The sequence below is a fragment of the Acinetobacter sp. ANC 4862 genome (genome assembly GCF_004336635.1).
Taxonomy (GTDB): domain Bacteria; phylum Pseudomonadota; class Gammaproteobacteria; order Pseudomonadales; family Moraxellaceae; genus Acinetobacter.
Genome location: NZ_SJXH01000003.1, coordinates 1 through 25,466, shown reverse-complemented (window position 1 = coordinate 25,466; position 25,466 = coordinate 1). Strand labels below are relative to the sequence as shown.

Genomic DNA, 25,466 nt, shown 5'->3' with positions numbered 1-25,466 from the left:
ACTCAAGATTGAATTAGATATTAATGCCCAAATATAATGCATTTTATTTTAATGCACTAATCCTAAGCATAATTAAAAAGAAATCCTATTTAAAAATAGATAATGATCATTTATATAATACAAAAAAGGCAAATTAAAACCCTATAAATTTAATATAAAAATGCTTCATTGCATGAATAAAAAAATATTTTATTTAAACAATCGCTATTTATTATTATTTTTCAAAAGTTGGAATACTTATTGCTATTTATATATTGAACAGACTGAGCTCATTCGAGTAAAACCATTTTTAAGATGTGTGTCATACGACATAGAACAACCAAGAGAAGAACATAATGAAAGAAAAAAATGCATTCAAAACAGGATTCAAAAAATTAGTTGGGGTGTTAATGACAAGCGGTGTGATGAGCATGGCCGCTGTAGCTAATGTTCATGCCCAAGATAAAGCCGCGTTTGTTTATATTGGCCCAACCAGTGACCATGGTTGGACTTATTCTCACGACCAGGGCCGTATTAAAACTGAAAAAGCACTTGCTGGAAAATATAAAACTTCCTATATCGAAAATGTCCCTGAAACGGCAGATGCTGAACGAGTGATCCGTAACCTGGCACAACAAGGTAATAAAGTCATTTTTGCAACCTCGTTCGGTTATATGAATGCGATGGAGAAAGTATCCAAACAATTTCCAAATACCGTATTTATGCATGCAACCGGTTATAAGCAGGGTAAAAACTTAGGGGTATATGACGTACGCACTTATGAAGGTGCTTATATGCTGGGTGTGGTTGCAGGTCAAAAAACCAAAAATAATGTATTGGGTGTGGTGGCCTCTTTCCCGATCCCTGAAGTGGTACGCAACATCAATGCCTATACCTTGGGTGCACAAAGTGTAAATCCAAAAATTAAAACCAAAGTCATTTGGGTGAATTCCTGGTTTAACCCGGGGAAAGAACGTGATGCAGCCTTGGCACTGATTGCCCAGGGTGCAGATGTGCTGATGCAAAATACCGATTCTCCAGCTGTGGTACAAGCGGCTGAACAAAAAGGTGTCTTTGCTTTTGGCTGGGATTCCGACATGAGCAAATTTGGCCCTAAAGCACATCTTGCCGCATCGGTTTTACATTGGGAAAAAATCTACACCCCAGTGATGACTCAAGTCAGCAATAAGACCTGGAAACCAAGTGCGATGTGGTATGGCGTGAAACAAAAAGCAGTCGATATCGAAAGCTTTGGTCCTTCAGTGTCGGCAGCCTCTAAAGCAAAAGCACTCAGCGTACGTGATGCCATTCTGAAAGGTAGCTTACATCCATTTGCCGGTCCACTTTATAAACAGGATGGCGCATTGGTCTTGGCAAAAGGCAAGCGCCTAGATGATGCGGCATTAAGCAAAATGAATTACTACGTGAAAGGTGTAGAGGGTTCATTACCTAAATAAAGCATTGCTATTTTGTAATTAAAAACCTTTAAACATCTTGATGTACTTTTCCGCATCCACCTGAATGCATAACGCAATTCAGGTGGATGCCGCACTGTCACAGCATTGAATAGGGCACTGATGATGACCTCTCAACACGATAGATCTGCTCATGCGCAAGAGTTGAACGTAAGTTCTTCTTCAGGTGTACCGCGTTTACAGCTCATTAATATCTGTAAAAATTATAATTCACTGAAAGCAAATGACCAGATTCATTTAACCGTTCAATCTGGGCAGATTCATGCCATTCTGGGTGAAAATGGTGCCGGAAAAAGTACCTTGATGAAAATTATTTATGGGGCAACCAAGGCCAATCAGGGACAAATCCTCTGGAACGGTAAAGAAGTTCATATTGATAACCCGTCGATGGCAAGAAAGCTCGGGATTGGCATGGTCTATCAGCATTTTTCTTTGTTTGAAACCTTGACCGTGGTGGAAAATATTTTGCTGGGACTGGATGAAAAGATTCCTTTAAAAGCTCTAAGTCAAAAAATTATTGCAGTCTCAGAACAATATGGTTTACCCATTGATCCACGCCGCGAAGTACATTCTTTATCGGTAGGTGAGCGGCAACGTGTCGAAATTATTCGTTGCCTTTTGCAAAATCCCGCTTTAATTATTTTAGATGAACCGACTTCAGTATTGACGCCACAAGCGGTACGGCAACTGTTTAAAACCTTACGTTTTTTGGCCTCCCAAGGTGTTTCTATTTTATATATCAGTCATAAATTACATGAGATCAAAGAACTCTGTGATGAAGCAACCATCTTGCGCAATGGCCGTGTCACCGGAAATGTCGATCCTAAAAAAAACAGCACTAGTGAATTAGCACGCTTAATGATTGGCCGTGATTTACCGACCTATGTACGCCCAGAATATGCTGGTGCAAAACAGGTGCTATTCCAGGTCGAAAATCTGGACTATCAGTCTGATGATCCATTTGGCGTGTCTTTGAAAAATATCAATTTAAATATTTGTGCCGGTGAAATTGTAGGAATTGCAGGGATTTCTGGCAATGGGCAAGCAGAATTGCTGTCTTTATTGTCGGGAGAAAACAGCTTGAAACATGGCAGGATGATTCTGGATCAAATTGATATATCCAGATTCAGTCCCGGACAACGGCGTGACTTGGGTCTGGGCTTCGTACCTGAAGAACGTCTGGGCCGAGGAGCAGTCCCTAACATGACGCTATCCCAGAATGCCTTGCTGACTGCATTTCGGCAGAATCTGACGCAATGGGGATTAATCAAGTTTTCACAATGTAAGCTTTTTGCCCAGCACTGTATTGAAAAATTCGGGGTGAAAGCCAGTGGCCCAGAGGCAGAAGCACGTTCCTTGTCCGGTGGAAATCTACAAAAATTTATTGTAGGCCGGGAAATTCTGCAAAACCCGAAATTCCTGATTCTGGCTCAACCGACCTGGGGTGTTGATGTAGGTGCGTCCATGTTTATCCGGCAAACCCTGATCGATCTCTCTCGACAAGGTGTTGCTATTTTGGTGATTTCAGAAGAATTAGAAGAGCTGTTTGAAATCAGTGATCGTCTCTGTGTCTTGGCCAATGGTGAGTTATCTCTAGCGATACCTACCCATGAAACCAATACTGAAAATGTTGGAGTCTTGATGTCAGGCATTCCAGGCCATGACACTGCGATCATAGTAGAGGAGCAGCAAGCTCATGCTTAATATAGCCAAAAAACAAATATACAGGTTGAGAGGAGAGCGACATGCATTTACTGGAACCGCGTGAACATCCATCTCAAATCATGAAGTGGCTTTCACCGCTCATTGCGCTGCTGGCCATGCTGATTGTCGGCAGTATTCTGTTTTTAATGTTGGGGATTAATCCCGCGCAAGCCATGTACATCTTCTTTATTGAACCGCTGACATCATCTTATGGCTGGAGTGAACTGGCAGTGAAAGCCGGGCCTCTGATTCTGATTGCCTTGGGGCTGGCGGTTGGATTTCGAGCCAAATTATTCAATATCGGTGCTGAAGGTCAGCTTACCATCGGAGCAATTTTTGGCGGTGGTATTGCGATTTTATTTCACGATCAAATCGGTTGGTGGATTCTCCCGTTAATGATCGTCATGGGCGCACTTGGTGGGGCACTCTGGGGCGCAATTCCTGCCTTACTGAAAACCCATTTTAATGCCGAAGAAACCCTGACCACCCTGATGATGAATTATGTTGCAGTATGTGTGTTGCTGTATCTAGTCAATGGCCCGTGGCGTGATCCGGAAGGGATGAACTTCCCTCAATCGGTCGTTTTTAGTGAGAGTGCAACGCTGCCATTCATTGTAGAAGGCACACGTATTAATGCCTCTATCTTTATCACTCTTTTTGCAGTGGTCCTGTTTTGGGTCTTTATGCGCAAAAGTCTGACGGCCTATAAACTGGAAGTCAGCGGTCAGGCACCTTTAGCTGCCAAATACGCAGGTTTTTCTTCCTCCAAAGCTATCTGGATGAGTCTGGTGATTTCCGGAATGATGGCAGGTATTGCCGGAATCTGTGAAGTGGCTGGACCTATTGGTCAGCTGAATCCGAACCTGTCCCCAGGTTATGGCTATGCAGCGATTATCGTGGCCTATCTAGGGCGTTTAAACCCCATCGGTATTGTGCTGTCAGGCTGTTTTATGGCGCTGATTTATCTGGGCGGTGAAATGGCACAAATGCAGCTACAGCTTCCGGTCGCGATTACCGGTATTTTCCAGGGGCTGCTGTTGTTTTTCCTGCTGGCTTCCGATGCATTAATTGAAAACCGTTACCGGTTTAGCAAAAAAATGGCGTCACCGGTCCCTCAGCCCACAGCAACTACCCTTTAACCCAATGTTGTCTACAGCAAAAGGAAGCATGATATGGCTTTAGAAATAACTGCAATTCTTGCAGGTACTGTTGCAGCAGCAACACCACTGATTTTCGCAGGTCTGGGGGAATTGGTCACACAGCGGACTGGTGTGATTAATCTTGGAGTAGAAGGGATGATGCTGGTCGGTGCAATTGCAGGTTTTGCTTTTGCTGCGCAATATGATGCCAGTGTGTTAAGTGCCTTATTGATGGGTGGTTTGGCAGGCATGCTGATGGCCCTGATTTTTGCCTTTTTCACCTTGTCTTTAAGTACCAATCAATCCGCATGCGGTTTGGCTTTAACCATTTTTGGACTCGGCATCTCTGCATTTTTGGGACAGAACTACGTCAGTATGGCTTTACCGGGTCTGGCTAATTTTAATATTCCACTATTAGCGGATATTCCAGTATTGGGTCCGATTTTGTTCCAGCAAAACTATGTGGTGTATCTGTCAATCTTGAGTTTTTTTCTAGTGTGGTTTGTCTTGGCAAAAACCCGTCTGGGCTTATTGCTTAAAGCAGTTGGAGAATCACCGGAAAGCGCACATGCCATGGGCTATCATGTATTGGCGATTCGTTATGGCGCAGTGCTATTTGGCGGGTTGATGGCCGGGGTGGGCGGAGCATTTTTATCAACCGTATATACCCCGATGTGGATTGAAAATATGGTGGCAGGTCGCGGCTGGATTGCCATTGCACTGGTAGTATTTGCGGTGTGGAAACCCACACGTTTAATGCTCGGCGCTTACCTGTTTGGTGGCGTGACCATTTTACAATTTCATGCCCAGGCGCTTGGAATCAAGGTCCCGAATGAGTTGCTTGCTGCATTGCCCTATATAGCCACCATTGTGGTACTGGTCATGATTTCGCGAAATAAAAAAGTGTTAAAAATGAATTTGCCATCTTCTTTAGGTAAAACCTTCGTGCCATAACCGCAACCATTCATCATAAATAGAATAGATTTGAGTATAAACCATGAAAATTTTAACAGCCTCCTATGTCCTCACCATGAACGCGCAGAATGAATGCATTAAAAATGGCGCGATATTGATTGATGGAGACAAAATAAAAGCAGTTGGTACATTGGCACAGTTAACCCAATGCTATCCAGAGGTGCTCATTGAGGATTACCCACAAACGATCCTGATGCCGGGCTTGATCAATATCCATTGCCATTCCGGGTTATTGCGTGGCACGGCAGAAGGATTACCGGTTTGGGATTGGTTACAGCAGTATATTGATCCGATGCACCGGGTGTTGACACCAGAGGATGCAAAAATTGCTTCTTATTTGTGTTATGCGGAGGCGCTTTTGTCGGGAACGACCACTATCGTTGATATGTGGCGTTATATGGAGGGTAGTGCGGAGGCAGCAAAAGCCTTAGGGATTCGTGCCGTTCTAGTACCCTATGTCGCGGAGCATCCGGATCACAATTATTTTGAAACCTTAAAAAGTAATGAGGCTTTAATCAACCGTTGGCATCAGCAGGCGAATGGACGTATTCAGGTTTGGGTGGGTTTAGAGCACCTGTTTTATGCTGAAGCTTCAGCATTAAGCCGTATTGAGAAACTTTGTCAGGATTATCAAACCGGTTTTCATACCCACAGTAATGAAAGCAAATTTGATGTACAGGAAAACCTGCGCCGTTCAGGTATTCGCCCGATTGAGAGTCTGCAAAAACTGGGCTTGCTGGATCTGCCTAAGACCCTGTTGGCACATTGCGTCTGGGCAGATGCAAATGAAATTCAAATTTTAAAGCGACATGCGGTCGGTGTAGCCCATAACCCGATTTCCAATATGAAATTGGCCTCCGGTGCTGCGCCTGTTGTTGAAATGCTACGTCAAGGTGTTGCGGTAGGTTTGGGTACTGATGGAGAAAAAGAAAACAATAATCTGGATCTATTTGAAGAAATGAAAACAGCGTCATTACTTGCCAAATTTTCTTCGCTGGATGCGGCCGCACTGAATGCCTGGTCAGTTTGCCAAATGGCGACTATCACAGGAGCTAAAGCTTTGGGTATGCAAGATGAAATTGGTTCATTAGAAGTCGGTAAGCAGGCTGACCTGATTGCCGTGAGATTGGATACACCGCGGATGACGCCATTGATTGACGAAGGAAAATTATTTAATTTGCATACCAATTTAGTCCATGCGGTTCAAGGTCAAGATGTCGTCATGACGATGGTAGCCGGACAGATAGTGGTTAAAAATGGTCGCTTGGTAAATGCCGATTTACAGGCTTTAATTGATCAAGTCAATCAGGCGGCGCCACGCTTGTTTGAACGTCGTGATCAGTGGTTTGCCAAGCAGGGGCAAACGGTGAATGAGTTACAGCGTGAAGAATCTTGAGTTTTTAAGCTAAATTGCTCAATCAAGCCAATGGATGACCTATATGTAAAATCTATTTTGTATAAAGGGGTTTTTAAAATATTTTTATAGAAAACCATAGCCTAAAATTAGCCCACTTTTAACTAGGAAGAGTATTAAGTGGGCTAATTTATTGTTCATCCCGAAATTTTTGTGTGTTTTACCACAAGTACCGGTACATGGCTTGAGGTCAAAATCTCTTGGGCCATACTGCCGAGAAAAGCTTTTTTAAAACCGGTACGCCCATGAGAACCGACGACGATTAGATCAACATTTAATTCATCAGCCAGTTTAGAGATGGCCTCAGCTGGGGATTGACCACTGAGAAGTTTTGTATGGGTCTCAATACCTAGATTGGTAAATTTCAGTCCTAACTCTGCCAAAATGTTTTTAGCATGAGCTTTTGCTTCCATATAATAATCCGTTATTCCAGGTACACTTTTATAAAAACTGACACTGGTTAAAGGATCTATCACGACAACACTCGCTATGGTGACTTTACTGCCTAAGGCTTTGGCTAAAATAATGCTCTGATCAGCTGCAGCAATGGCAATAGGGGAATCATCAACAGCCAGTAATATGTGTTGGTAACCCATGATACGTTCCTCTTTTTTTCAAGATTTGTTATCTACGCAAAATCTACTCAAAGATTAACATAGCTAGAGTACAGTGATAAAAAAGGATAAAAATACATCTTTTACTACTCTTCTATTGCAAAAGCATTAGCGTCTGTAGTTCTCGTAGTGATGGTATTTCAACTCACCCGATTGATTATCGGTACTGATCAGCAGTGACTATTTATTCCATGTCACTAAAAAACGAATAAAATCATGATTTATAAACTGCTTGTTAGCTTGAACGTAAACCCAATTATTTAGGAAATACTTTAAATACTCATCAATCCGCCCAGATAGACGTAGATAAGAAATATTTCAAAGATTTTTTTAAATCGTCACAACTATCAAAACTATTGGTGACTTCTTTGAACGCAGAATGATATTCACGTTGGTATGGTTTACCGGTTAATGTTTCTCCATGAGTATTTTCATAATCATAGATTGCAGTCCGAAGATATATTTCTAATATTTTTTTATGTTCGGGAGAGGCACAGTTTTTTTGAACTATTTCATTGCTAGACTGACAATCGAGTTTGACATGGCGATAAAATTCACTCGAATTTTGATAAATATTATTTAATTCTTTTGATTCACTTGTTGATAAGCATTGTGCTGCATGAGCAAAATTACAAGTCAAAGCCATATAAACAACGAGCAAATGGAATTTCATTTTTTATTCCTTATTATTTTTTTAATGATCTAACCATACAGTCAAAATTTACACAACTACAACATTAGAAAATCAGACGAATCGAAATTTTGTTCAAACCGATGGAGGGCAAAAGGAATAAGAAATGTTGCCAATAACCCCTAAAAACCAAGAATATAAAAACAAGTATGCCTTATAAGCTATAGAAATTGATCAATCATGGTGCATGCATTTTATCGTCTATCTTAAATGTATCATTTTTGAACCCAAATAGTATGACTAAAACAGAAAAAAGTATTACTAAATTGGCACAGCCTTTGCTTTATGTATGACATGAAAAAAGTGATCTAGGGTTCCGATATGTTTCGCTCCACACGTGACATATGCCTGAGACCGAGAGTTCACGGCTAGGTTATCAAACCCAAGCTACACGGAGGGATAAAAGCCCGGGAGGTCATGCCAACAACCGAAGAGGTAACCGCAATGGGCTTAAGCAACTATCATAATAATCAAATACTCTGGACTGAAATTTTGCCGGGAGGGCATCATTGGTCTGCGCGCATTCAACGTGGCGCAGTATTACAACTTAAATCCTTGGGCGCAAATGCCAATGTTTCACTGTTTTGTGTGAATAGCGAAGACAAGCTTGAAGCCTATAACATGCCAGACAGCTTAAAAGGGCAACATACGGCGTTTTTAAGCACAGGGCATATTTTGGCATCTGACTTAGGTCGAGCAATGATCTCGATTGTCAAAGATAAGCACGGCTGGAACGATGCGTTTTGTGCACCAAGTACCGGACAGCAAATTGAAGTGCAGTTTGGCACAAAAACGTTCCAAGATGCACGCAACGACATGTACCGCAATGGCAAAGACAGCTTACTGTTAGAGATGACCAAGTTTGGTTTATCTACAACCGATCTCAGCAATACCTTAAATCTATTTTCCAAAGTTCAACCCGATGACAACGGCAACTTGTCTTATGTGAAGTCTGATAATACCGATCAGGTAATTGAACTACGTTTTGAAATGGATTGTTTGGTGTTTTTATCAAGCGCGCCACATACCTTAGACAATTCGACTGAATATGCACCTGCCGATATTCAATTATCTTTATTTAAGGCTTTGCCTTTAGGCGAGACCGATGTCTGCCGTGATTCATGCCCGCAAAATCAGCGCGCGTTTCAAAATAATAACCGCTACTACGCTTTAATTGCTTAAGGGGAATGATCATGACTGCACTCGTAAATCTAGAAAAATCAGTACTCAGCGAAGTTTGTCCTGCCGGTGAAGCATGGATGTGTGAAGTCAAAAAAGGCCAGTATTTCCGTATCGTGGATCTAGAAGGCAATCAGGCGGTAGATACCTTATTTATCTCTGCACATAACCCTGAAGAGCGTTATAGCGCAACCGATACTTTGGCGATGAATCGTCAAATATATTTAGAGAAAGGCACAACGTTATACACAAACTTTGGCAATAAAATCGCCACCATCAATGATGATAACTGCGGTCGCCACGACACTTTAGGCGGTGCATGTTCATGTGAAAGCAACACGGTACGTTATGCGCATGATAAATACCCAATGCACAGTTGCCGTAACAATTTCATGATTGCGCTGTCACAACATCCGATTGCCAAAAAACATGGCTTAAACGTGCGCCATATTGGCCCAAATATTAACTTCTTTATGAATGTGCCTGTCACAACTGACGGTCACTTAAAGTTTGATGATGGTATCTCTGCACCAGGTAAATATGTCGAAATCAAAGCTGAGATGGATTTGATTGTACTGATCTCAAACTGCCCACAACTGAATAACCCATGTAATGCCTATAATCCAACAAAAATTCAACTGATTGTCCGTGAAGGCGAGGTATAAAAATGTTTAATAAAGTTCTCATCGCCAACCGTGGTGCAATTGCATGTCGTGTTATTCGTACCCTTAAAAAACTCGGCATTCAATCTGTTGCGGTCTATTCAGAAGCCGATCGTGATTCATTGCATGTGACTTTAGCCGATGAAGCAGTATTTATTGGTGATGCACCGGCGAGCCAAAGCTATCTCAATATCGATAAAATCTTAGAAGTCGCAAAACAAACAGGCGCACAAGCGATTCATCCGGGTTATGGCTTCCTGTCTGAAAATGCGGAATTCTGTAATCTATGTGAAGCGCAAGGCATTGTGTTCTTAGGACCCAATGCCGAGCAAATGAAAGCTTTTGGTTTGAAACACACGGCGCGTGAGCTTGCAATTCAAGCCAATGTTCCGTTATTGCCGGGAAGCCAACTCTTGGCTGATGAAGCTGAAGCACTGCTTGAAGCGGAACGTATTGGCTATCCTGTCATGCTAAAAAGTACCGCAGGCGGTGGTGGCATCGGTATGCGCTTGGTGTGGAATGCTGAAGAGCTGAAAGATGCTTATGCAACCGTGTCGTATTTGGCACAAGCCAACTTTAAAGATGCAGGCTTATACCTTGAGAAATTTGTGCAAAATGCCCGTCATATCGAAGTGCAAATCTTTGGTGATGGCAATGGCTTAGTGTTAGCACTCGGAGAGCGTGATTGTTCGGTGCAACGTCGTAACCAAAAAGTGATTGAGGAAACGCCTGCGCCACACCTGAATGATGGACAACGTGCCTATATTCAAAATGTCGCGATTCAATTGATGCAATCGGTGAATTACCGCTCGGCAGGTACAGTTGAATTCGTGATGGATACCGACACACAAGAATTCTATTTCTTGGAAGTGAATACCCGTCTACAAGTAGAACATGGTGTGACCGAGCAAGTCTTTGGCGTGGACTTGGTCGAATGGATGGTCACTCTAGGCAGTGGCGATTGGAAAGCTCCAACATCAAAACTTGAGTCACAAGGACATTCAATTCAAGTCCGTCTCTATGCAGAAGATCCGATCAAAAACTTCCAGCCAAGTGCAGGACTTTTAACGCATGTCGAGTTTGATGCCAATGCCCGTAATGAAACATGGGTAGAAACTGGCTCAAACGTGTCATCCTTCTATGATCCGATGATTGCCAAAATCATTGTGACGGCGGATGATCGTAACTCAGCCATTCAAGCTATGACCGACACACTTGCTAAAACCCAAGTTGCAGGCATCGAAACCAACCTTGAATATCTACAAAACATTATCGATGGTGAGGTGTTTAAAGCCGGTACGCAGACCACTCGTTTCTTAAATACCTTTGAGTGGAAAACTCAAAAGATCGAAGTACTCCAAGCCGGTATCCAAACCGCCGTGCAAGATGTTACAGGCCGTTTGGGCTATTGGGATGTCGGTGTGCCACCCTCAGGTGCGATTGATCCACTGTCTTTAAATGTCGCAAACCAACTGTTGGGCAATGCCCCGAATACAGCAGGTTTGGAATGTACGCTACAAGGCCCGACTTTAAAATTCCACTGCGATAGCCAAATTGTGCTTGCAGGTGGTGATATGCCATCAACTTTGGATGGCGTGGCTGTGCCAATGTGGCAAACCGTGAATGTGCGTAAAGGTCAGGTGTTAAAATGTGGCAAGATCTCCACAGGTTGCCGTACTTACATCGGCATCAAAGGTGGTCTGAATGTGCCTGAATATTTAGGCTCGCAAGCGACCTTTACTTTAGGTCAGTTTGGTGGTCATGCAGGGCGTAATTTACTCATTGGCGATATGCTTCCAATCACGGCATTTATATCTGATGAAGTGAAAGCATTAAGTGATGATCAAATCCCGACATTCTCCAATTCTTGGGAAATTGCGGTGATGTATGGTCCACACGGTGCGCCTGATTTCTTTACCAAAAATGACATTGATACCTTCTTTGCCAACGAATTTGAAATTCACTTTAACTCGAGCCGTACCGGTATCCGTTTGATTGGACCAAAACCTGAATGGGCACGTCAGGACGGTGGTGAAGCCGGTCTACATCCATCCAATATTCACGACAATGCCTATGCGATTGGTGCGATTGATTTCACTGGTGATATGCCAATTATCTTGGGGCCAGATGGTCCAAGCCTCGGTGGTTTCGTCTGTCCTGCGGTGGTGATCAATTCTGAACTTTGGAAATTAGGTCAGCTTAAAGCAGGTGATAAAGTCAAATTTGTGTCTGTGAGCTATTACCAAGCGAAATTGCTCAATGAAAAATATCATGCACAATTAAATGCTCAAGATACACAAGCGGTCATTTTTGATGAATCTTTCTATCCTGAAATTAGTACCTTAAAATCGGCCATTTTAGATACCTTAAAAGGTCAAAATGGCACACCGGATGTGGTGTATCGTCCTGCGGGTAATAACTATATGTTGGTGGAATACGGCGAACTGGTTTTAGATTTGAACTTACGTTTCCGTATTCATGCACTGATGCAATGGGTTAAAGATCAAAATATTCAAGGCATTATTGATCTGACTCCGGGTATTCGTTCGCTACAAATTCATTTTGATTCGACCCAGCTCGATCAGGTTGATTTACTGCGTATGCTTCAAGTGGCTGAAGAACAACTGCCTGATGTCACAGAAATGCAAGTACCATCACGTACCGTATATTTACCACTGGCTTGGGAAGATTCACAAACCCAACTGGCAACTGAGCGTTATATGCAAACCGTGCGTCCTGATGCGCCGTGGTGTCCGGACAATATCGAATTTATCCGTCGTATTAATGGCTTAAAAGACAAACAAGCCGTGAAAGATGTGGTCTATAACGCAAGTTATTTGGTCATGGGCTTGGGCGATGTGTACTTGGGTGCACCTGTGGCAACGCCACTTGATCCGCGTCAGCGTTTGGTGACCACCAAATATAACCCTGCACGTACTTGGACACCTGAAAATGCGGTGGGTATTGGCGGTGCATATATGTGTGTTTACGGTATGGAAGGTCCGGGCGGTTATCAGTTTGTCGGTCGTACTTCGCAAATGTGGTCACGCTACCGTAAAAACCCTGACTTTGAGCAAGGTGTGCCGTGGTTACTGCGCTTCTTTGACCAAATTAAGTTTTATGAAGTATCTGAAGCTGAACTGATGCAGATGCGTGAGGACTTTAAAGCAGGTCGTTTAAAACTGCGTATTGAAGATGGTGTCTTAAACCTCAAAGAATACAATGACTTCTTAACCGAAAACCAAGCCTCTATTTCTGCATTTAAAGAAGTGCAACAAGCCAACTTTGATGAAGAACGTCGTCGCTGGCATGAAGCAGGTCTTGCAGAATATGTTTCTGAAAGCCTCGATGCTGTGGATGATGGTGAAGGTGTTGAAGTACCTGAAGGTGGCTGTGCGGTGGAATCGCATATGCCGGGTTCAATTTGGAAAATTGAGTGTCAGTCGGGGGATATTGTGGAAGAAGGTGCAACCTTAGCCGTGATTGAAGCAATGAAGATTGAGATTCCAATTATTGCGCCTGAACGTATGCGTGTGGATGCGATTACCATTGAAAAAGGGCAAACGGTGAAAACGGGGCAGGTGTTGTTTACCTTGGCGCCTGTGGCTTGATGAGTTCAAAATAAAAAAGACCGCTTAGGCGGTCTTTTTTATTTTGAACTTATTAAACCAAATCTCTCTTCGACTCGATTAATAAAGCCTAAAAATTCATTATTTCCATCTGAATCAGTACAGCTTTCTAAAATTTCTTCAAATGTGGTTTTTCCCCATAATTTTTCAATAAGATTAGTTTTTTTCACTGCTATATGAGGCAACAGCTGAGGATGTAATGATAACTTTTGATCAGAAAAATTGTCAGGTACATAAATTACAGAATTATTAGTTTCTCTAAGAATTACGTTAGGATGTAAATAATTTTCACATTCTCTTTTCTTGGTTAGATGAAAAACTATTTGAGGATATTTAGCTTGGATTGATAAATTCTTTTGATACTTATCACAGTTTTGACCATCATTATCAGAATCAAAAAACACTGCCCATGGTTTTTGAAGTGATTCAATCAATTTATAGTTCACCCAATGTTTTAGGTTATCACTACCGCCACTAATTAATAGTTGGATATCTAAGGATTCGATATAATCTTTAGCGATAATAGAGTTTTCTGCAAATTTAGCGACAATATGTTTTAGAAACACGACATCAGAGACACCCTCTACAAATATGTACCCTTTACATTGAGTATTACTAATAGCCCCAAACGGATGTATACCTAAATCATTGCTGATAGAGATTAAGATTTCATCATTACTAGCATGTTCTATCGTATGCTGATTATTTTCATTTTTTGTGATGTATCTTAGACTTGAAATAGGCATTAAACCTGCTAAAGCTGGCGTGTGCGTTGTAACTAAGATTTGAGTTTTTGGAAGGATGGCTAAATCAAGTAAAGCTCTTATCAGCATTTCTTGGTAATTAGGATGTTGGGATGTCTCAGGTTCTTCTATTGCGTATATTATCGAACGTCCATTAGCTTCTATAAATTTCTTTTCAGCTTCAGCTCTAAAAAAATTCAGAAGAATTAACCTTCTAACACCACTTCCTCGTTTATTCACAGGAATACCTTGTTCAGAAGAAAGTGACATAGAAAAAATAGAATCCCATTTCGGATCTTTTGAAAAATCAGGAATTAGGTCTTTTGCTAAAGCTGCGTCCATTTCAGATAATTTACTTAAGGTTCTTTGAGCAACATCTTCAACTTTTGATTTTATATGTTCTTGAATTGCCTTTAACTGTGGCTCTATTTCTGAAAGTGCATGTTTTATAGCGAGTTTCATAGGGTCTTGTACTTCACTGTCTTGATCGCTGCTATTCCGATCTGACTTGAACAATGCAAAAATAGGTAAATACAGCTTTAAGCTGTCCCATATATTTCTTGCATCCTCTTTATTCAAAGGAATCTCTTTAGTTGCAAAGCTAAGATTTTCTGACTTAAATAAAAATTGTCGTAAACAAGTATTGGATCGTTGATCATCAACTTTCGAAATTTCCAACTGCTTGGTTTTAAATAACGCTTTTAATTCTGTATTTTTCAAAGTAATTAGGTTATCTAATCCCGCATTTGAAGGGTAATTAGCAATAATACTCAAATCTGTACTTATCTTTTGAGTTATACGGAACGTTTTTTTAATTTCAAGTAAAGAGTTTTGATTAAGTAGATATTCATTTAACAAAGTTGTTTGAGAGCTTTCATCTAAGCTAAGTGATTCAGGAAAATCACTAAAAGTACATGTTATTGAAACTAGTTCATCATCTGACGCATGCACACATTTATCAGACTTATCAATGTTTGAATTCTCGAAAAAGATATCTAACGCTTCTAACACTGTTGATTTTCCTGCATCATTTTTGCCAATAATGCCCGTTAAATCAGAATCAATATTAATCAGGTTGTTTCCCCGATAACCCCTAAAATTTTCCAAATTGACAGATACTAGTTTCATTATGACCCCCAATATAATTATTTAAATAAGTGTTTTATTTGTAATTAAATTTATAGCATAAAAAAAGACCACATTCGTGGTCATTAATCCTATCTAATATTTAAGTATTTGTATCAATCACATTCGTTTGAGTCGCTTCAACTTTGTTGTCACAGCCACGCTTTGATGCACTAGTGAACCCCAATGGTGCATTGTGGTACATTTTTTAAGCATATTTGAAGTGGGTAAATCACCCCCGTATTGTCTCACTAGGCTTCGGTGGGGCTTTTTATATGCCATTTCGACTTAATTCAATTAATTTTAAATTTTGGCACGCTTTCTGCTTTTATTTATATACCACATAAACAGAGGAGAGCAATCCACTTGATCACTCAACTACAATCATCGGTCAACCCATCATGTATAAAAAAAATTACAGTACATGAGCAATAATATGAAATAAGCCGGTGAATTAATCAACTCAGCTTAATTCCAAGCAAGCCTCATCTCAGCGTAGTGGGGCTTTTTTTTTTGCCATTTTATCCGAGTTTGTGATCCAAATAATAAAAGCCAAAACTGGCACGCTTTCTGCATTTCCTTGAGTAATACAAAACAAAATTTTGGTAATACCAAAAAAGGAGATGTACATGAACGCTGCCAAACAGAAAAAAGTACTGCATCCATGGAAGAAATTTTTAATTGAACTTTTAACTGCACGTGCCGGTTTATACGTGAAACAGGATCACTCGCGAGGATAACACTGTGCCAAAACAAAAACTGGCACGTATCAGTATTACTGTGCCTGAACAAACACTGAATGCCCTCGATCAAAAAATTGTAGAGCAGCACTATGAAAGTCGTTCGCAAGCCATTGTTGACATGATCAATAAACATTTAATTGCCGATCATATTGAACATAACGCGGTGATGGTCGGCACGTTGACTTTACTTTATGACGTTAGCCTAAAACCCTTGCGTACACAACTGATTGACCTGCAACAACAGTTTTTATCTCAAGTCATTAGTTCGCTGCATATTCAGCTGGATGACGAAAAAATTTTACAAGTGATGTTGATGCAGGGTGTTAGTGATGAACTACAGCACATCAGCCAACAATTTATTGCTTTAAAAGGAGTCATCAAAGGGCATTTGGAGATGATGGATGCCGTGATGCCGCCCATTCCACAAAATGATGAAAAATAAGGAAGACTGACTATGTCAAAGTTATGGACCATTCAAGATTGGAAAATGGCGTATTTAACGCAAAAGATTCAGCTTAGCGATTTAATTCAGTACGTCAAAACATTCAATAACGATGATCATGCCTGGATTGAAATTGCCTCAGCCGCGCATATTCAGGCACAAATCGATGCCTTAAAAGATCAATCTGCACAAGATTTACCCCTCTACGGTATTCCATTTGCAGTCAAAGATAATATTGATGTTGCAGGCTTTCATACTACTGCGGCATGTAAAGAAGCGGCTTATTTGGCAACAGCGGATGCAACTGTCGTGTCAAAACTCAAAGCAGCAGGGGCAATTGTGGTCGGTAAAACCAATCTCGATCAATTTGCCACGGGTTTAGTCGGTGTACGCTCACCTTTTGGTGCAGTCAAAAATAGCTTTAATCCGGAATATATCAGTGGTGGATCAAGCTCAGGTTCATCGGTTGCCGTGGCAAATGGTCAGGTACCATTTTCTTTAGGCACAGACACTGCAGGTTCTGGTCGTGTTCCGGCAGGACACAATAATATTGTCGGTTTAAAACCCACCAAAGGCTGGTTTTCTACGACAGGTTTAATTCCTGCTTGCCGTACCATTGATGTGATTTCAATTTTTGCCTTAACTGTCGATGATGCATGGCAAGTTGCTCAAGTCATGCAAGGCTATGACGAAACGGATGAATATTCACGTCCGCATCCAACCAATGTGCCAACACAATTCTCTAAAGGCAAAATTGCCATTCCGGCACAACTGGAATTTTATGGCGATGCCGAAAGCCAAAAAGCCTTTGAACTGGCTGTAAAGCGTGCCCAATCACTGGGTTATGCAGTTGAAACGATTGATTTTAGTATTTTTAACCAGCTGGCATCCGCACTATATAACAAAGCTTGGGTAGCTGAGCGTACCAGTGCCGTAGAAAAAATGGTGCCACGTGAACAGGTACATCCTGTTATCGCCCAAATCATTGCTCAGGCAGATCAATTTACTGCTGTAGATAGCATGAATGCTGAATATGAACGTGCGCAATTGGCGCGCCAAATTAATTTAGCATTACAGTCTTATGATGCCTTAATGGTTCCAACTGCACCCACGATTTATACCATTAGCGATGTAGAAGCGGATCCTATCGTGAAAAACACTCACATGGGGGCGTATACCAATTTCGTGAATTTTGCAGATCTTTCGGCATTAGCCTTGTCGAATACTATTCGGGCTGATGGCTTACCCAGCGGTGTCACTTTTATTGCGCAGGCATGGATGGATCAGGCCTTGGCACATTTTGGGCAAATATGGCAACACGCAGCAGATCTACCCTTGGGCACATCAAATCTGCACTATGAAAAAACGCAAAATATAGCTTCTCAACATTCAGTCAAACTGGCAGTCGTCGGTGCACATCTTACAGGGATGCCACTGAATTTTCAGCTCAGCACCCGCGGTGGAACTTTATTACAGAAAACCAAAACGGCATCGAACTACAAACTGTATGCACTGAAAAATACCACACCGCCTAAACCAGGCTTGCAATGCACTGAAAAGGGCGGACAAGCCATTGAAGTTGAAGTCTGGGATATCCCGTTTGCCTTATTTGGACAGATTGTAGCGGAAGTGCCTGCACCACTCGGTATTGGGAATGTGCAACTGGCTGATGGGACTTGGGTGGAAGGTTTTATCTGCGAAGGCTATGCTTTGGCGGATGCAACGGATATCAGTCATTTCGGCGGATGGCGTGACTATATTCAATCGATCAAAACGACTAACACAAAATTTAAATGTACTTGTATAGGGGAAGTATCACAATGATCAAAAAGTCTTTCATTTCAATTGCCGTGCTCAGCACGCTATTTTTTTCCGGCTGTGACAACACAGCAAAGATTCCTGAACCTAAAGCCAATGCTGAAGGCAGTGTAAATAGCAAACCAATTACCATCGGCTATAGCGACTGGCCGGGTTGGGTGGCTTGGCAAGTGGCGATTGAAAAGGGCTGGTTGAAGGAGGCGGGGGTCAATGCAGACTTCAAATGGTTTGATTACTCTGCATCACTTTCTGCTTTTGCAGCGAATCAATTGGATGCAGTCATGGTCACCAATGGAGATAACCTGGTCACAGGTTCTGGCGGTACCAAAGGCGTGATGATCATGGCAACGGATTATTCTGCGGGAAATGATGTCATCATTGCGAAAAACGGCATTAACTCCATCAATGACTTAAAAGGCAAAACCATTGCCACTGAAAAAGGCTTGGTTGATCACTTGTTATTATCGACCGCTTTAGATGATGCAAAAATTAGCTTAAAGGATGTGAAACTGGTCAATACCATGACCAATGAATTGCCTCAGGTCTTTGCCACAGGAGATATTGATGCGATTGCGGTTTGGCAGCCGGTGGCGAATCAGGCTTTATCCGCGGTTGCTGGTTCAAAAATTATTTTTACTTCTAAAGACAAACCGGGGCTAATCTACGATACCTTAACGGTCAATCCTTCGCATTTAGAAGCCAATAAAGAGCAATGGAAAAAAATTATCCAGGTATGGGATAAAACCGTTAAATACATTAACGACCCTGCAACGCGTGCGGATGCGGCGGCAATTATGTCTAAACGGGTCGGTGTAGATGCAAAAGTCTATGAACAGTTTATTAATGGCACGCACTTGCTCGATCTAGAAGCAAACAAAAAAGTATTCACCAAGGGAACAGGATTTGATTCAATTTATGGTTCAAGTTATCACGTCAATAAATTTAACGTCAGCAATGGTATTTACACCACGGAAATGAATGTCGACAGCGTGATTGTGCCCACTTTGGTGGAAGAACTGAAATAAGCATGGCATGAAATTCAGTATCCCAAATCATGATTTTGGATACTGTAATCTTTAAGTGATCGACCTAAAAAAATCCCCAGATCGGGGATTTTTTATCATTTTCATATAAAGCTTAGAGTTCTGTACTTTTCGAAAAGACATTAATAATGATAATGCCCACAATCATAAAAGCCAAACCAATGAAAGCAGGAATATCAAGTTGTTGCTTATAAACAAATAAACCCACTGTCGAGATTAAAATAATGCCAGCTCCGGACCAAATGGCATAAGCAATGCCGATTGGAATGGTTTTCATGGTTAATGACAGGAAAAACAAGGCGATGGCATAGCCAATAATCGTGGCGATAGCCGGCCAGAAAATGCTAAATCCATTCGATGCTTTTAATGCAGAAGTTGCAATGACTTCCGCAATAATCGCAATAGATAGATAAATAAAAGACATAGGCCACCTACAGGGTTAATTTAGCGTGATGCAAGAGGTGACTTTCTTCAGACTTTAACCAATGTTCACTGTCTGGTGTGGTGAGCGTCTGCTTTTGAAACAGGTAATTTGACTGATAGATATCGATATCAAAAATCAAATCAATTTGACGCTCGTTTAACCAGATACGTTGCTTTAAGCTTGAATCATCGATGATTTCAAAACAGTCAAAATTAAATGGCTGATCGCTTTGCCCAGATGATGTGGAATAAGATTTCGTGTGACCATCAGTGCCTATGGACACTTCAAAGCTTTCAATATGTTCAATATTATGGGGGTCTAGACCATCTGCTGTGAGATCCAAATGACTCACGATGTTTTGTATTTCTGGCAAACGCGTCAGCGTATAGGCCACGTGTTGATCGCAGATAATCAAGCCACCATCCATTTTGAGCTGTAGACCTGTTTTAACATCCACAGCCGTTTTTAATCTTAAGCCTAAATACAGACCTGAATGGACTTGCTGACGCCAGTCTTCAACATACACATTGCTCGGTGAAAACTCTAAAATACAGTTTCCAATGGCATGAAGTTTTGCGGGTTCTGGCCATTGCACATGATTTTGATAATTTGAAGCGTCAGTGACCTGCCATGAAAGTAGTGCTTGTTCCTCATCCCAAAGCGTGTTGCCAATCCAGCCTTGACGTTCATGGGTAGGTGTTTCGGTGCGATGTTTTAAACGTAAATCGATGCTAAAACTGCGTGATTGAAACCAATATACAATGGTATTTTCATCGGTCAGTCCATTAAAAAAACTAATACTTTTACGTCTGAATGCACCATATAAGTAACAGGGAATCGGGCCATCAGTCGTTTGGCTCTCTGGTATTTTTTGGAGAATTTCAAACAGGTTCATGTTGTTTCCTTCTGTATTTCATTTAAACCGAATGAAGACAGTGGCACCGCATTTTTTAATACCAGTTCACCCGAGGCGATCCGTTGTTTTAAATATTGAAAGGTTTGCGCCGTTTGATTAAATAAATGTTCACCGCCAATCAACGCTGAATATCGAGGTGCATCTGTTCCCACAATAGGCTCAATCACGGTGTCGTAATTGCAGGCACAAAACAGCGGGAAGGAGTAACGCTCTTCGCAGACTTTTTTAACGCGATGTTTGGTGGCAAGATATTTACCATTGGACAAAATTTCCATCATGTCGCCAATATTCATCACCCAGGTATTTTCAATGAGCGGAATATCAACCCATTCGCCTTGTTTATTTAATACCTGTAAACCTGGCGCCGTCGGCAAAAGTAAGGTAAAGCACTCATAATCGGTATGCGCACCAATCCCTGCGGCATCCTTGACCTCAGGATTGTAGGGATAATGAATCAAACGCAACTGGCTCGGTGCATCAGTGATTTTGGCATCAAAGAAATCTTCATTTACCCCCAGTGCCAAAGCAAAACTGCGGAAAATCTGTTGGCTAATAGCACGTAAATGTTGGTAGTACTGACTCACGATGCGCTTAAATTGGGCATCCTCTGGCCAAAGCGTAGGCCCGAGTAATGGACAGTCGCTTTTTGCACATTGATAATCATAATTGACGTCGTAGGCTTCCTTTAAATCATAACTCTGGCCAGAGAACTGTTCCTCTCCAATCGGTACATAACCACTATGATTTTTCGATAAGCCAATATAACGCTGCATTTTAAGTTCAAGATCGTGCTCAAAATAGGCTTTAGTGACCTGAATTAAATCTTGAACATGTTCAAAATTAAACTGTTCACCGGTTAAATATAAAAAACCAGTGTCTTTACAGGCCTTATCCAAAGCCGCCGCGACCTCAAGTCGATCTGACAATGCAGAGCTTTGCAGTTTTGAGATATCAACAAGGGGGAGTACATAGTGCGTTTGCATCGCAATCACCTCAATTGTTGGTCGTCCAACACAGCTTGAAAACCTCTGGGTCGTCCCACAGGCCTTAAGATTTATTTTGTCGTGCTGACTTTGGTCATGCGTGGAATAGCCGGTAAATCTTCCAGTGCAGGATCAAGTTCGTCTTCTTGTGCATGAACCAGGAAATCGACCCGTTCACGTAAGCGTTTAAATTCTGGGGTGAGTAACAGCTCCGGCGAACGCGGACGTGGTAAATCGACTTCAATAATTTCTTTAATTTCACCCGGATTGGCCTTTAACGCCACAATCCGATCGGCCAGTAAAATCGCTTCGTCCATATCATGGGTGACAAAAATAATAGTGATGTCGATGTTTTGCCATAAGTCCATCAAGTGTCGCTGCATCTTCTGCCGTGTATGTGGATCTAACGCACCAAAAGGTTCATCCATCAGTAAAATCTTGGGTTCATTAACCAATGCGCGGGCAATGGCAACACGTTGTTTCATCCCGCCCGAAAGCTCATTCGGATAATGGTTTTCATATTTTTCTAAGCCAATAATGTTGATCCATTCACGCGCATGAGCTTCAGCTGTTGCATGACTTTGACCTTTCATTTTTGGGCCAAACATTACATTTTCTTTAACCGTTTTCCATGGAAATAGAGTGTAGCCTTGAAAGACCATACCGCGCTCTGGACTTGGGCCATGAATCGGCTGACCATCGACTAAAAGCTCTCCGCTGGTGTAGTCATCAAGTCCAGCCACCACACGACTAAACGTCGATTTACCACAGCCCGATGGCCCAATCACACAAATAAATTCGCGCTTATGAATTTTTAAATCCAACTGATTTAAAACGGTACGCCGTGCTTTACCCGTGCCAAACACTTGGCTGAGTTTGTTTGCTTCTAAAATAACAGGGCGGGTATAAATACGCTCAAAATACTGCTGTGCATCAAATTGTTCTGGTTTTAATTCTGTTGTCATTATTTTGCTCTCACTTTCCACTTAAACATGCGTTGACCCAGTTTCATTAGAATCACATCGCATAACAGCCCAATCACGCCAATAATCAAAATCGCCGCATAGACATTGTCGAAATTTTGATAACGCGCTTGTTGAGTAATAAACCAGGTAATCCCTGAAGTCGTACCAATCAGCTCAGACACAATCAGATAAGTCCAAGCCCAACCTAAAAGTACCCGTAAATCACGGTAGATATCGGGCATCGCTGCCGGAATAACGACATAAAATAAGCTTTTCAGTTTATTGGTGCCGAGGGTGTAGCCCGCTTCAATCAGGCCGCGATCGACCATACGTGTGGTATTGGCAATAATCAGAATTTGTTGAAATAAAGTCCCAATCACAATGATGGCAATTTTTGGTGCATCGTTGATCCCTAAAATGGCAACCGCCAATGCACCAAAGGCAGGTGCAGGCAAATAACGGAAAAATTCAACAAAGGGTTCGGTCAGCTGCGAAATACGTGCTGAAAAACCACATAAAATACCTAAAGGAATACCAATCAGTGAGGCAATGAAAAAAGCAGTAAAGACAATTTTAATACTGTGCCACAGACTTTGATGGAACCATGGCGCATCCGGTTGAACAGGCGCAGTGATAAAGGTCGTCACCAAAGCTTTTGCAACTTCATGCGGTGCAGGTAAATAAATCGGGTTGACCAATTTGCCTTGTGGTGGGGCTAATCCGGCATTCACTGCATTTTGCGCTTCACTATAGAAAGTATTTTTATTGACACGACTATCAACTTGTAAATATGTCACGCTACCTGAATGGGTAATCTGTACTTGTGGATGCCAAATAAAAGGTAAATAGCTGACCGCACACCAAATCAAAATCGGTATCAGAAAAGAAGACAAGCCGAGTAATAACGTGTTCCTTTGACTGAGTTCTTTTGCAACATAACTCATCTATATTTGCCCCAATATTACTATTTTTATAAACCGTAATATTTCTAAGCAAAATAAATGCCAGAATAATGCTTAAATTGATGGGCTATTTTAATTTATTTTTTGATTCAGTAGGGAAGATTCGCTGTCATCAAATTTAATCTCTTATTTATCATCAAAATAAATAATAAATATAAAAAAACTTGAATATTCTTTTAATTCATGTATTATTAACTCAACTAGAAAAAAAGTCTTGTTTCGGTAAATCTTCTTTAAGTATCGCAGTTTTAGTCATAATCCTTCGTTTTTTCAGATTTTAAGTTCCATTCTTTATTATTTTCAAGTTATGAATAGTCAACAAATTGGCTAAAAATTATTAAAAATCAGTAGGATTTATTATGTCTAACTCAAATGTTGTTAAAGGTACCGTTAAGTGGTTCAATGAAACTAAAGGTTTTGGTTTTATTCAACAAGAAAACGGTCCAGATGTTTTTGCCCATTTCAGTGAAATCGCTAGTTCAGGTTTTAAAACCTTGATGGAAGGTCAGCAAGTAGAATTCAGCGTTGCACAAGGTCAAAAAGGCCCAAATGCAGTAAATATCGTTGCTATCTAAAAGATATTAAAATACAAAAATTAGATAAATTAAATGTGATGTAAATTACGAATTATTTTTCTTATTTTGTATGCTAAAAAAGCCGAGAATCTCGGCTTTTTTTATGTCTATATACAATGTAATTCAACTTGTTCGACAGGGCAGTGAAGCTGTCATTTTTAAGTACCTTCGCTCAATTCAAAGATATCAATATCGTTTGATCACGATGACATCTGATTGCAAAAAAACATCTGAAAATTTTAAATCAAATCCGCCATGCGTGCCATACGCAGGTTATCAACTTTCTGCGCAATACTCTTGAGGTTCTTATAATTAAGCTGGAATCAACAACAAAATATACCTAAGCGAGAATCATGCGTTCAACTAAAAATATAAATATTACTTTTGAATTTTTAATCGATACTCACTTGGCAACATATTGAACCATCTTTATATTGAACCATCTTTTAAACGCTCGGCGAAAATTTGCGCTGCCATGATAGTTCAATGTCAATTAAAAGGTGTCTACAAAATCGGTGGCTATTCAATAAGTGTAGTTTACTATTTGGTATAAAATATTATGCTGAGGCTAGGGTTTGATAGCTACGATTTCTGTTTGGCTTTTTGGCGTAAGACATACAAATATAAGCTTTCTACTTTTTCACGTGCCCATGGTGTGGTACGTAAGAATCGCAATGATGATTTAACACTTGGATCTATGCAAAAACATCTAATTTCAATTTTACGATTTAAGCCTTCAAAGCCACCGTAGTAATCCAATAATTCATCCAAAATTTCAGCAAGTTTTTTGCCGTGTAAAGGGTCATTGGAGGTGTTCATAATAGATCAACCATATTTCGGGAGGCCATTATTATAACCTGAAGCTAGTTAGAAAATGAGAGGGTTGGAATTTAAACGTAATTAACATAGAAAATTACAGCTTATATTCCTATTTACAACAGTGCTGATGAATAAAATATTTCAAATAATTAATAATCCAAAGAAAGCTTTTTAATATATGCTACCATTAAAAAGCTACAAGAAAACGGCTTCTTTGAATTGCACACTATTTAACATAATATACATTATACGAAATTTAATTGTAAGCCCAAAATAGAAATGTCCGGTTTCTCCAAAGTAAAAATGTCCGCTTTTAGAATATGCACTTTTGCGATTATTGAAGCGGACGGTTTGATATGTTGGTGTCTATGTCGGATAAAGAACTTAAACGATTGTCGGTCTTGCAGGAAATCTGCGATCAACGCATAACTCAATCCCAGGCTGCTC

Annotated in this window: 21 protein-coding genes and 1 riboswitch; of the genes, 12 read left to right on the top strand and 9 right to left on the bottom strand. The window is 40.9% G+C overall.

Annotated features, from left to right (window positions below; translation table 11 throughout):
• Window positions 1–335: 335 nt before the first annotated feature.
• The 5 genes from E0409_RS01920 (at window position 336) to E0409_RS01900 (ending at window position 6,668) form a co-directional block, all read left to right on the top strand.
• Complete coding sequence (locus tag E0409_RS01920; RefSeq protein WP_131287057.1) at window positions 336–1,436, top strand: BMP family ABC transporter substrate-binding protein; 1,101 nt, start codon at window positions 336–338, stop codon at window positions 1,434–1,436.
• Window positions 1,437–1,556: 120 nt separating this feature from the next.
• Complete coding sequence (locus E0409_RS01915; protein WP_131287055.1) at window positions 1,557–3,158, top strand: ABC transporter ATP-binding protein; 1,602 nt, start codon at window positions 1,557–1,559, stop codon at window positions 3,156–3,158.
• A gap of 41 nt (window positions 3,159–3,199) precedes the next feature.
• Entirely contained in the window at window positions 3,200–4,297 is a 1,098-nt protein-coding gene (locus E0409_RS01910; protein ID WP_131287053.1) for an ABC transporter permease, read from the top strand.
• A gap of 33 nt (window positions 4,298–4,330) precedes the next feature.
• Entirely contained in the window at window positions 4,331–5,251 is a 921-nt protein-coding gene (locus tag E0409_RS01905; RefSeq protein ID WP_131287051.1) for an ABC transporter permease, read from the top strand.
• A gap of 43 nt (window positions 5,252–5,294) precedes the next feature.
• Window positions 5,295–6,668, top strand: coding sequence for an amidohydrolase family protein (locus E0409_RS01900; protein WP_131287049.1), 1,374 nt, complete (start codon window positions 5,295–5,297; stop codon window positions 6,666–6,668).
• A 155-nt stretch (window positions 6,669–6,823) separates the two neighbouring features.
• Here the strand turns inward: E0409_RS01900 and E0409_RS01895 are convergent, their stop codons facing one another.
• Together E0409_RS01895 and E0409_RS01890 are read right to left on the bottom strand one after the other, a co-directional pair.
• On the bottom strand, window positions 6,824–7,282 hold the full coding sequence (locus E0409_RS01895) for a universal stress protein (RefSeq protein ID WP_131287047.1): 459 nt from the start codon (window positions 7,280–7,282) through the stop codon (window positions 6,824–6,826).
• Window positions 7,283–7,583: 301 nt separating this feature from the next.
• Window positions 7,584–7,973 carry a hypothetical protein gene (locus E0409_RS01890; RefSeq protein WP_131287045.1) on the bottom strand — a complete coding sequence of 130 codons (390 nt, stop codon included), beginning with the start codon at window positions 7,971–7,973 and terminating at the stop codon, window positions 7,584–7,586.
• Window positions 7,974–8,288: 315 nt separating this feature from the next.
• Window positions 8,289–8,407, top strand: a riboswitch (guanidine-I (ykkC/yxkD leader).
• 28 nt (window positions 8,408–8,435) lie between these two features.
• Here E0409_RS01890 and E0409_RS01885 point away from each other — a divergent pair.
• The 3 genes from E0409_RS01885 to uca are packed head-to-tail and all read left to right on the top strand — an operon-like array spanning window position 8,436 to window position 13,443.
• On the top strand, window positions 8,436–9,173 hold the full coding sequence (locus E0409_RS01885; protein ID WP_131287316.1) for an urea amidolyase associated protein UAAP1: 738 nt from the start codon (window positions 8,436–8,438) through the stop codon (window positions 9,171–9,173).
• Between the two features lie 11 nt (window positions 9,174–9,184).
• Complete coding sequence (locus E0409_RS01880) at window positions 9,185–9,835, top strand: urea amidolyase associated protein UAAP2 (protein WP_131287043.1); 651 nt, start codon at window positions 9,185–9,187, stop codon at window positions 9,833–9,835.
• A gap of 2 nt (window positions 9,836–9,837) precedes the next feature.
• Complete coding sequence (gene uca, locus E0409_RS01875) at window positions 9,838–13,443, top strand: urea carboxylase (RefSeq protein WP_131287041.1); 3,606 nt, start codon at window positions 9,838–9,840, stop codon at window positions 13,441–13,443.
• 38 nt (window positions 13,444–13,481) lie between these two features.
• On the opposite strand, the gene E0409_RS01870 is transcribed toward uca, so the two are convergent.
• On the bottom strand, window positions 13,482–15,332 hold the full coding sequence (locus E0409_RS01870; protein ID WP_131287039.1) for an AAA family ATPase: 1,851 nt from the start codon (window positions 15,330–15,332) through the stop codon (window positions 13,482–13,484).
• A 741-nt stretch (window positions 15,333–16,073) separates the two neighbouring features.
• On the opposite strand from E0409_RS01870, the gene E0409_RS01865 reads away from it, so the two are divergent.
• From E0409_RS01865 to E0409_RS01855, 3 genes are read left to right on the top strand one after another with little or no spacing between them, the layout of a single operon-like run.
• The gene (locus E0409_RS01865) at window positions 16,074–16,514 is read left to right on the top strand and encodes a CopG family ribbon-helix-helix protein (protein WP_067723498.1); all 441 of its coding nucleotides are present in this window, start codon (window positions 16,074–16,076) and stop codon (window positions 16,512–16,514) included.
• A gap of 12 nt (window positions 16,515–16,526) precedes the next feature.
• Window positions 16,527–18,338: an allophanate hydrolase gene (gene atzF / locus E0409_RS01860; RefSeq protein WP_131287037.1), complete on the top strand. Its 1,812-nt coding sequence runs from the start codon at window positions 16,527–16,529 to the stop codon at window positions 18,336–18,338.
• Window positions 18,335–19,357, top strand: a complete 1,023-nt coding sequence (locus tag E0409_RS01855) for an ABC transporter substrate-binding protein (RefSeq protein WP_131287035.1) — start codon at window positions 18,335–18,337, stop codon at window positions 19,355–19,357. The genes atzF and E0409_RS01855 overlap by 4 nt, the downstream gene beginning before the upstream one ends.
• 112 nt (window positions 19,358–19,469) lie before the next feature.
• Here the strand turns inward: E0409_RS01855 and E0409_RS01850 are convergent, their stop codons facing one another.
• From E0409_RS01850 to E0409_RS01830, 5 genes are all read right to left on the bottom strand, one after another.
• Window positions 19,470–19,799 carry a DMT family transporter gene (locus E0409_RS01850; RefSeq protein WP_131287033.1) on the bottom strand — a complete coding sequence of 110 codons (330 nt, stop codon included), beginning with the start codon at window positions 19,797–19,799 and terminating at the stop codon, window positions 19,470–19,472.
• A gap of 7 nt (window positions 19,800–19,806) precedes the next feature.
• The gene (locus tag E0409_RS01845; protein WP_131287031.1) at window positions 19,807–20,694 is read right to left on the bottom strand and encodes a hypothetical protein; all 888 of its coding nucleotides are present in this window, start codon (window positions 20,692–20,694) and stop codon (window positions 19,807–19,809) included.
• Complete coding sequence (locus E0409_RS01840; protein ID WP_131287029.1) at window positions 20,691–21,698, bottom strand: isopenicillin N synthase family dioxygenase; 1,008 nt, start codon at window positions 21,696–21,698, stop codon at window positions 20,691–20,693. Before E0409_RS01840 ends, E0409_RS01845 begins: the two co-directional genes overlap by 4 nt.
• 71 nt (window positions 21,699–21,769) lie before the next feature.
• Window positions 21,770–22,663, bottom strand: coding sequence for an ABC transporter ATP-binding protein (locus tag E0409_RS01835; protein ID WP_131287027.1), 894 nt, complete (start codon window positions 22,661–22,663; stop codon window positions 21,770–21,772).
• Complete coding sequence (locus E0409_RS01830; protein WP_131287025.1) at window positions 22,663–23,607, bottom strand: ABC transporter permease; 945 nt, start codon at window positions 23,605–23,607, stop codon at window positions 22,663–22,665. The genes E0409_RS01835 and E0409_RS01830 overlap by 1 nt, the downstream gene beginning before the upstream one ends.
• A gap of 377 nt (window positions 23,608–23,984) precedes the next feature.
• Between E0409_RS01830 and E0409_RS01825 the strand changes: the two genes are divergently transcribed.
• Window positions 23,985–24,200: a cold-shock protein gene (locus tag E0409_RS01825; protein WP_067723482.1), complete on the top strand. Its 216-nt coding sequence runs from the start codon at window positions 23,985–23,987 to the stop codon at window positions 24,198–24,200.
• Between the two features lie 582 nt (window positions 24,201–24,782).
• Here the strand turns inward: E0409_RS01825 and E0409_RS01820 are convergent.
• Window positions 24,783–25,019 carry a VF530 family protein gene (locus E0409_RS01820; protein ID WP_131287023.1) on the bottom strand — a complete coding sequence of 79 codons (237 nt, stop codon included), beginning with the start codon at window positions 25,017–25,019 and terminating at the stop codon, window positions 24,783–24,785.
• Window positions 25,020–25,466: the final 447 nt, after the last annotated feature.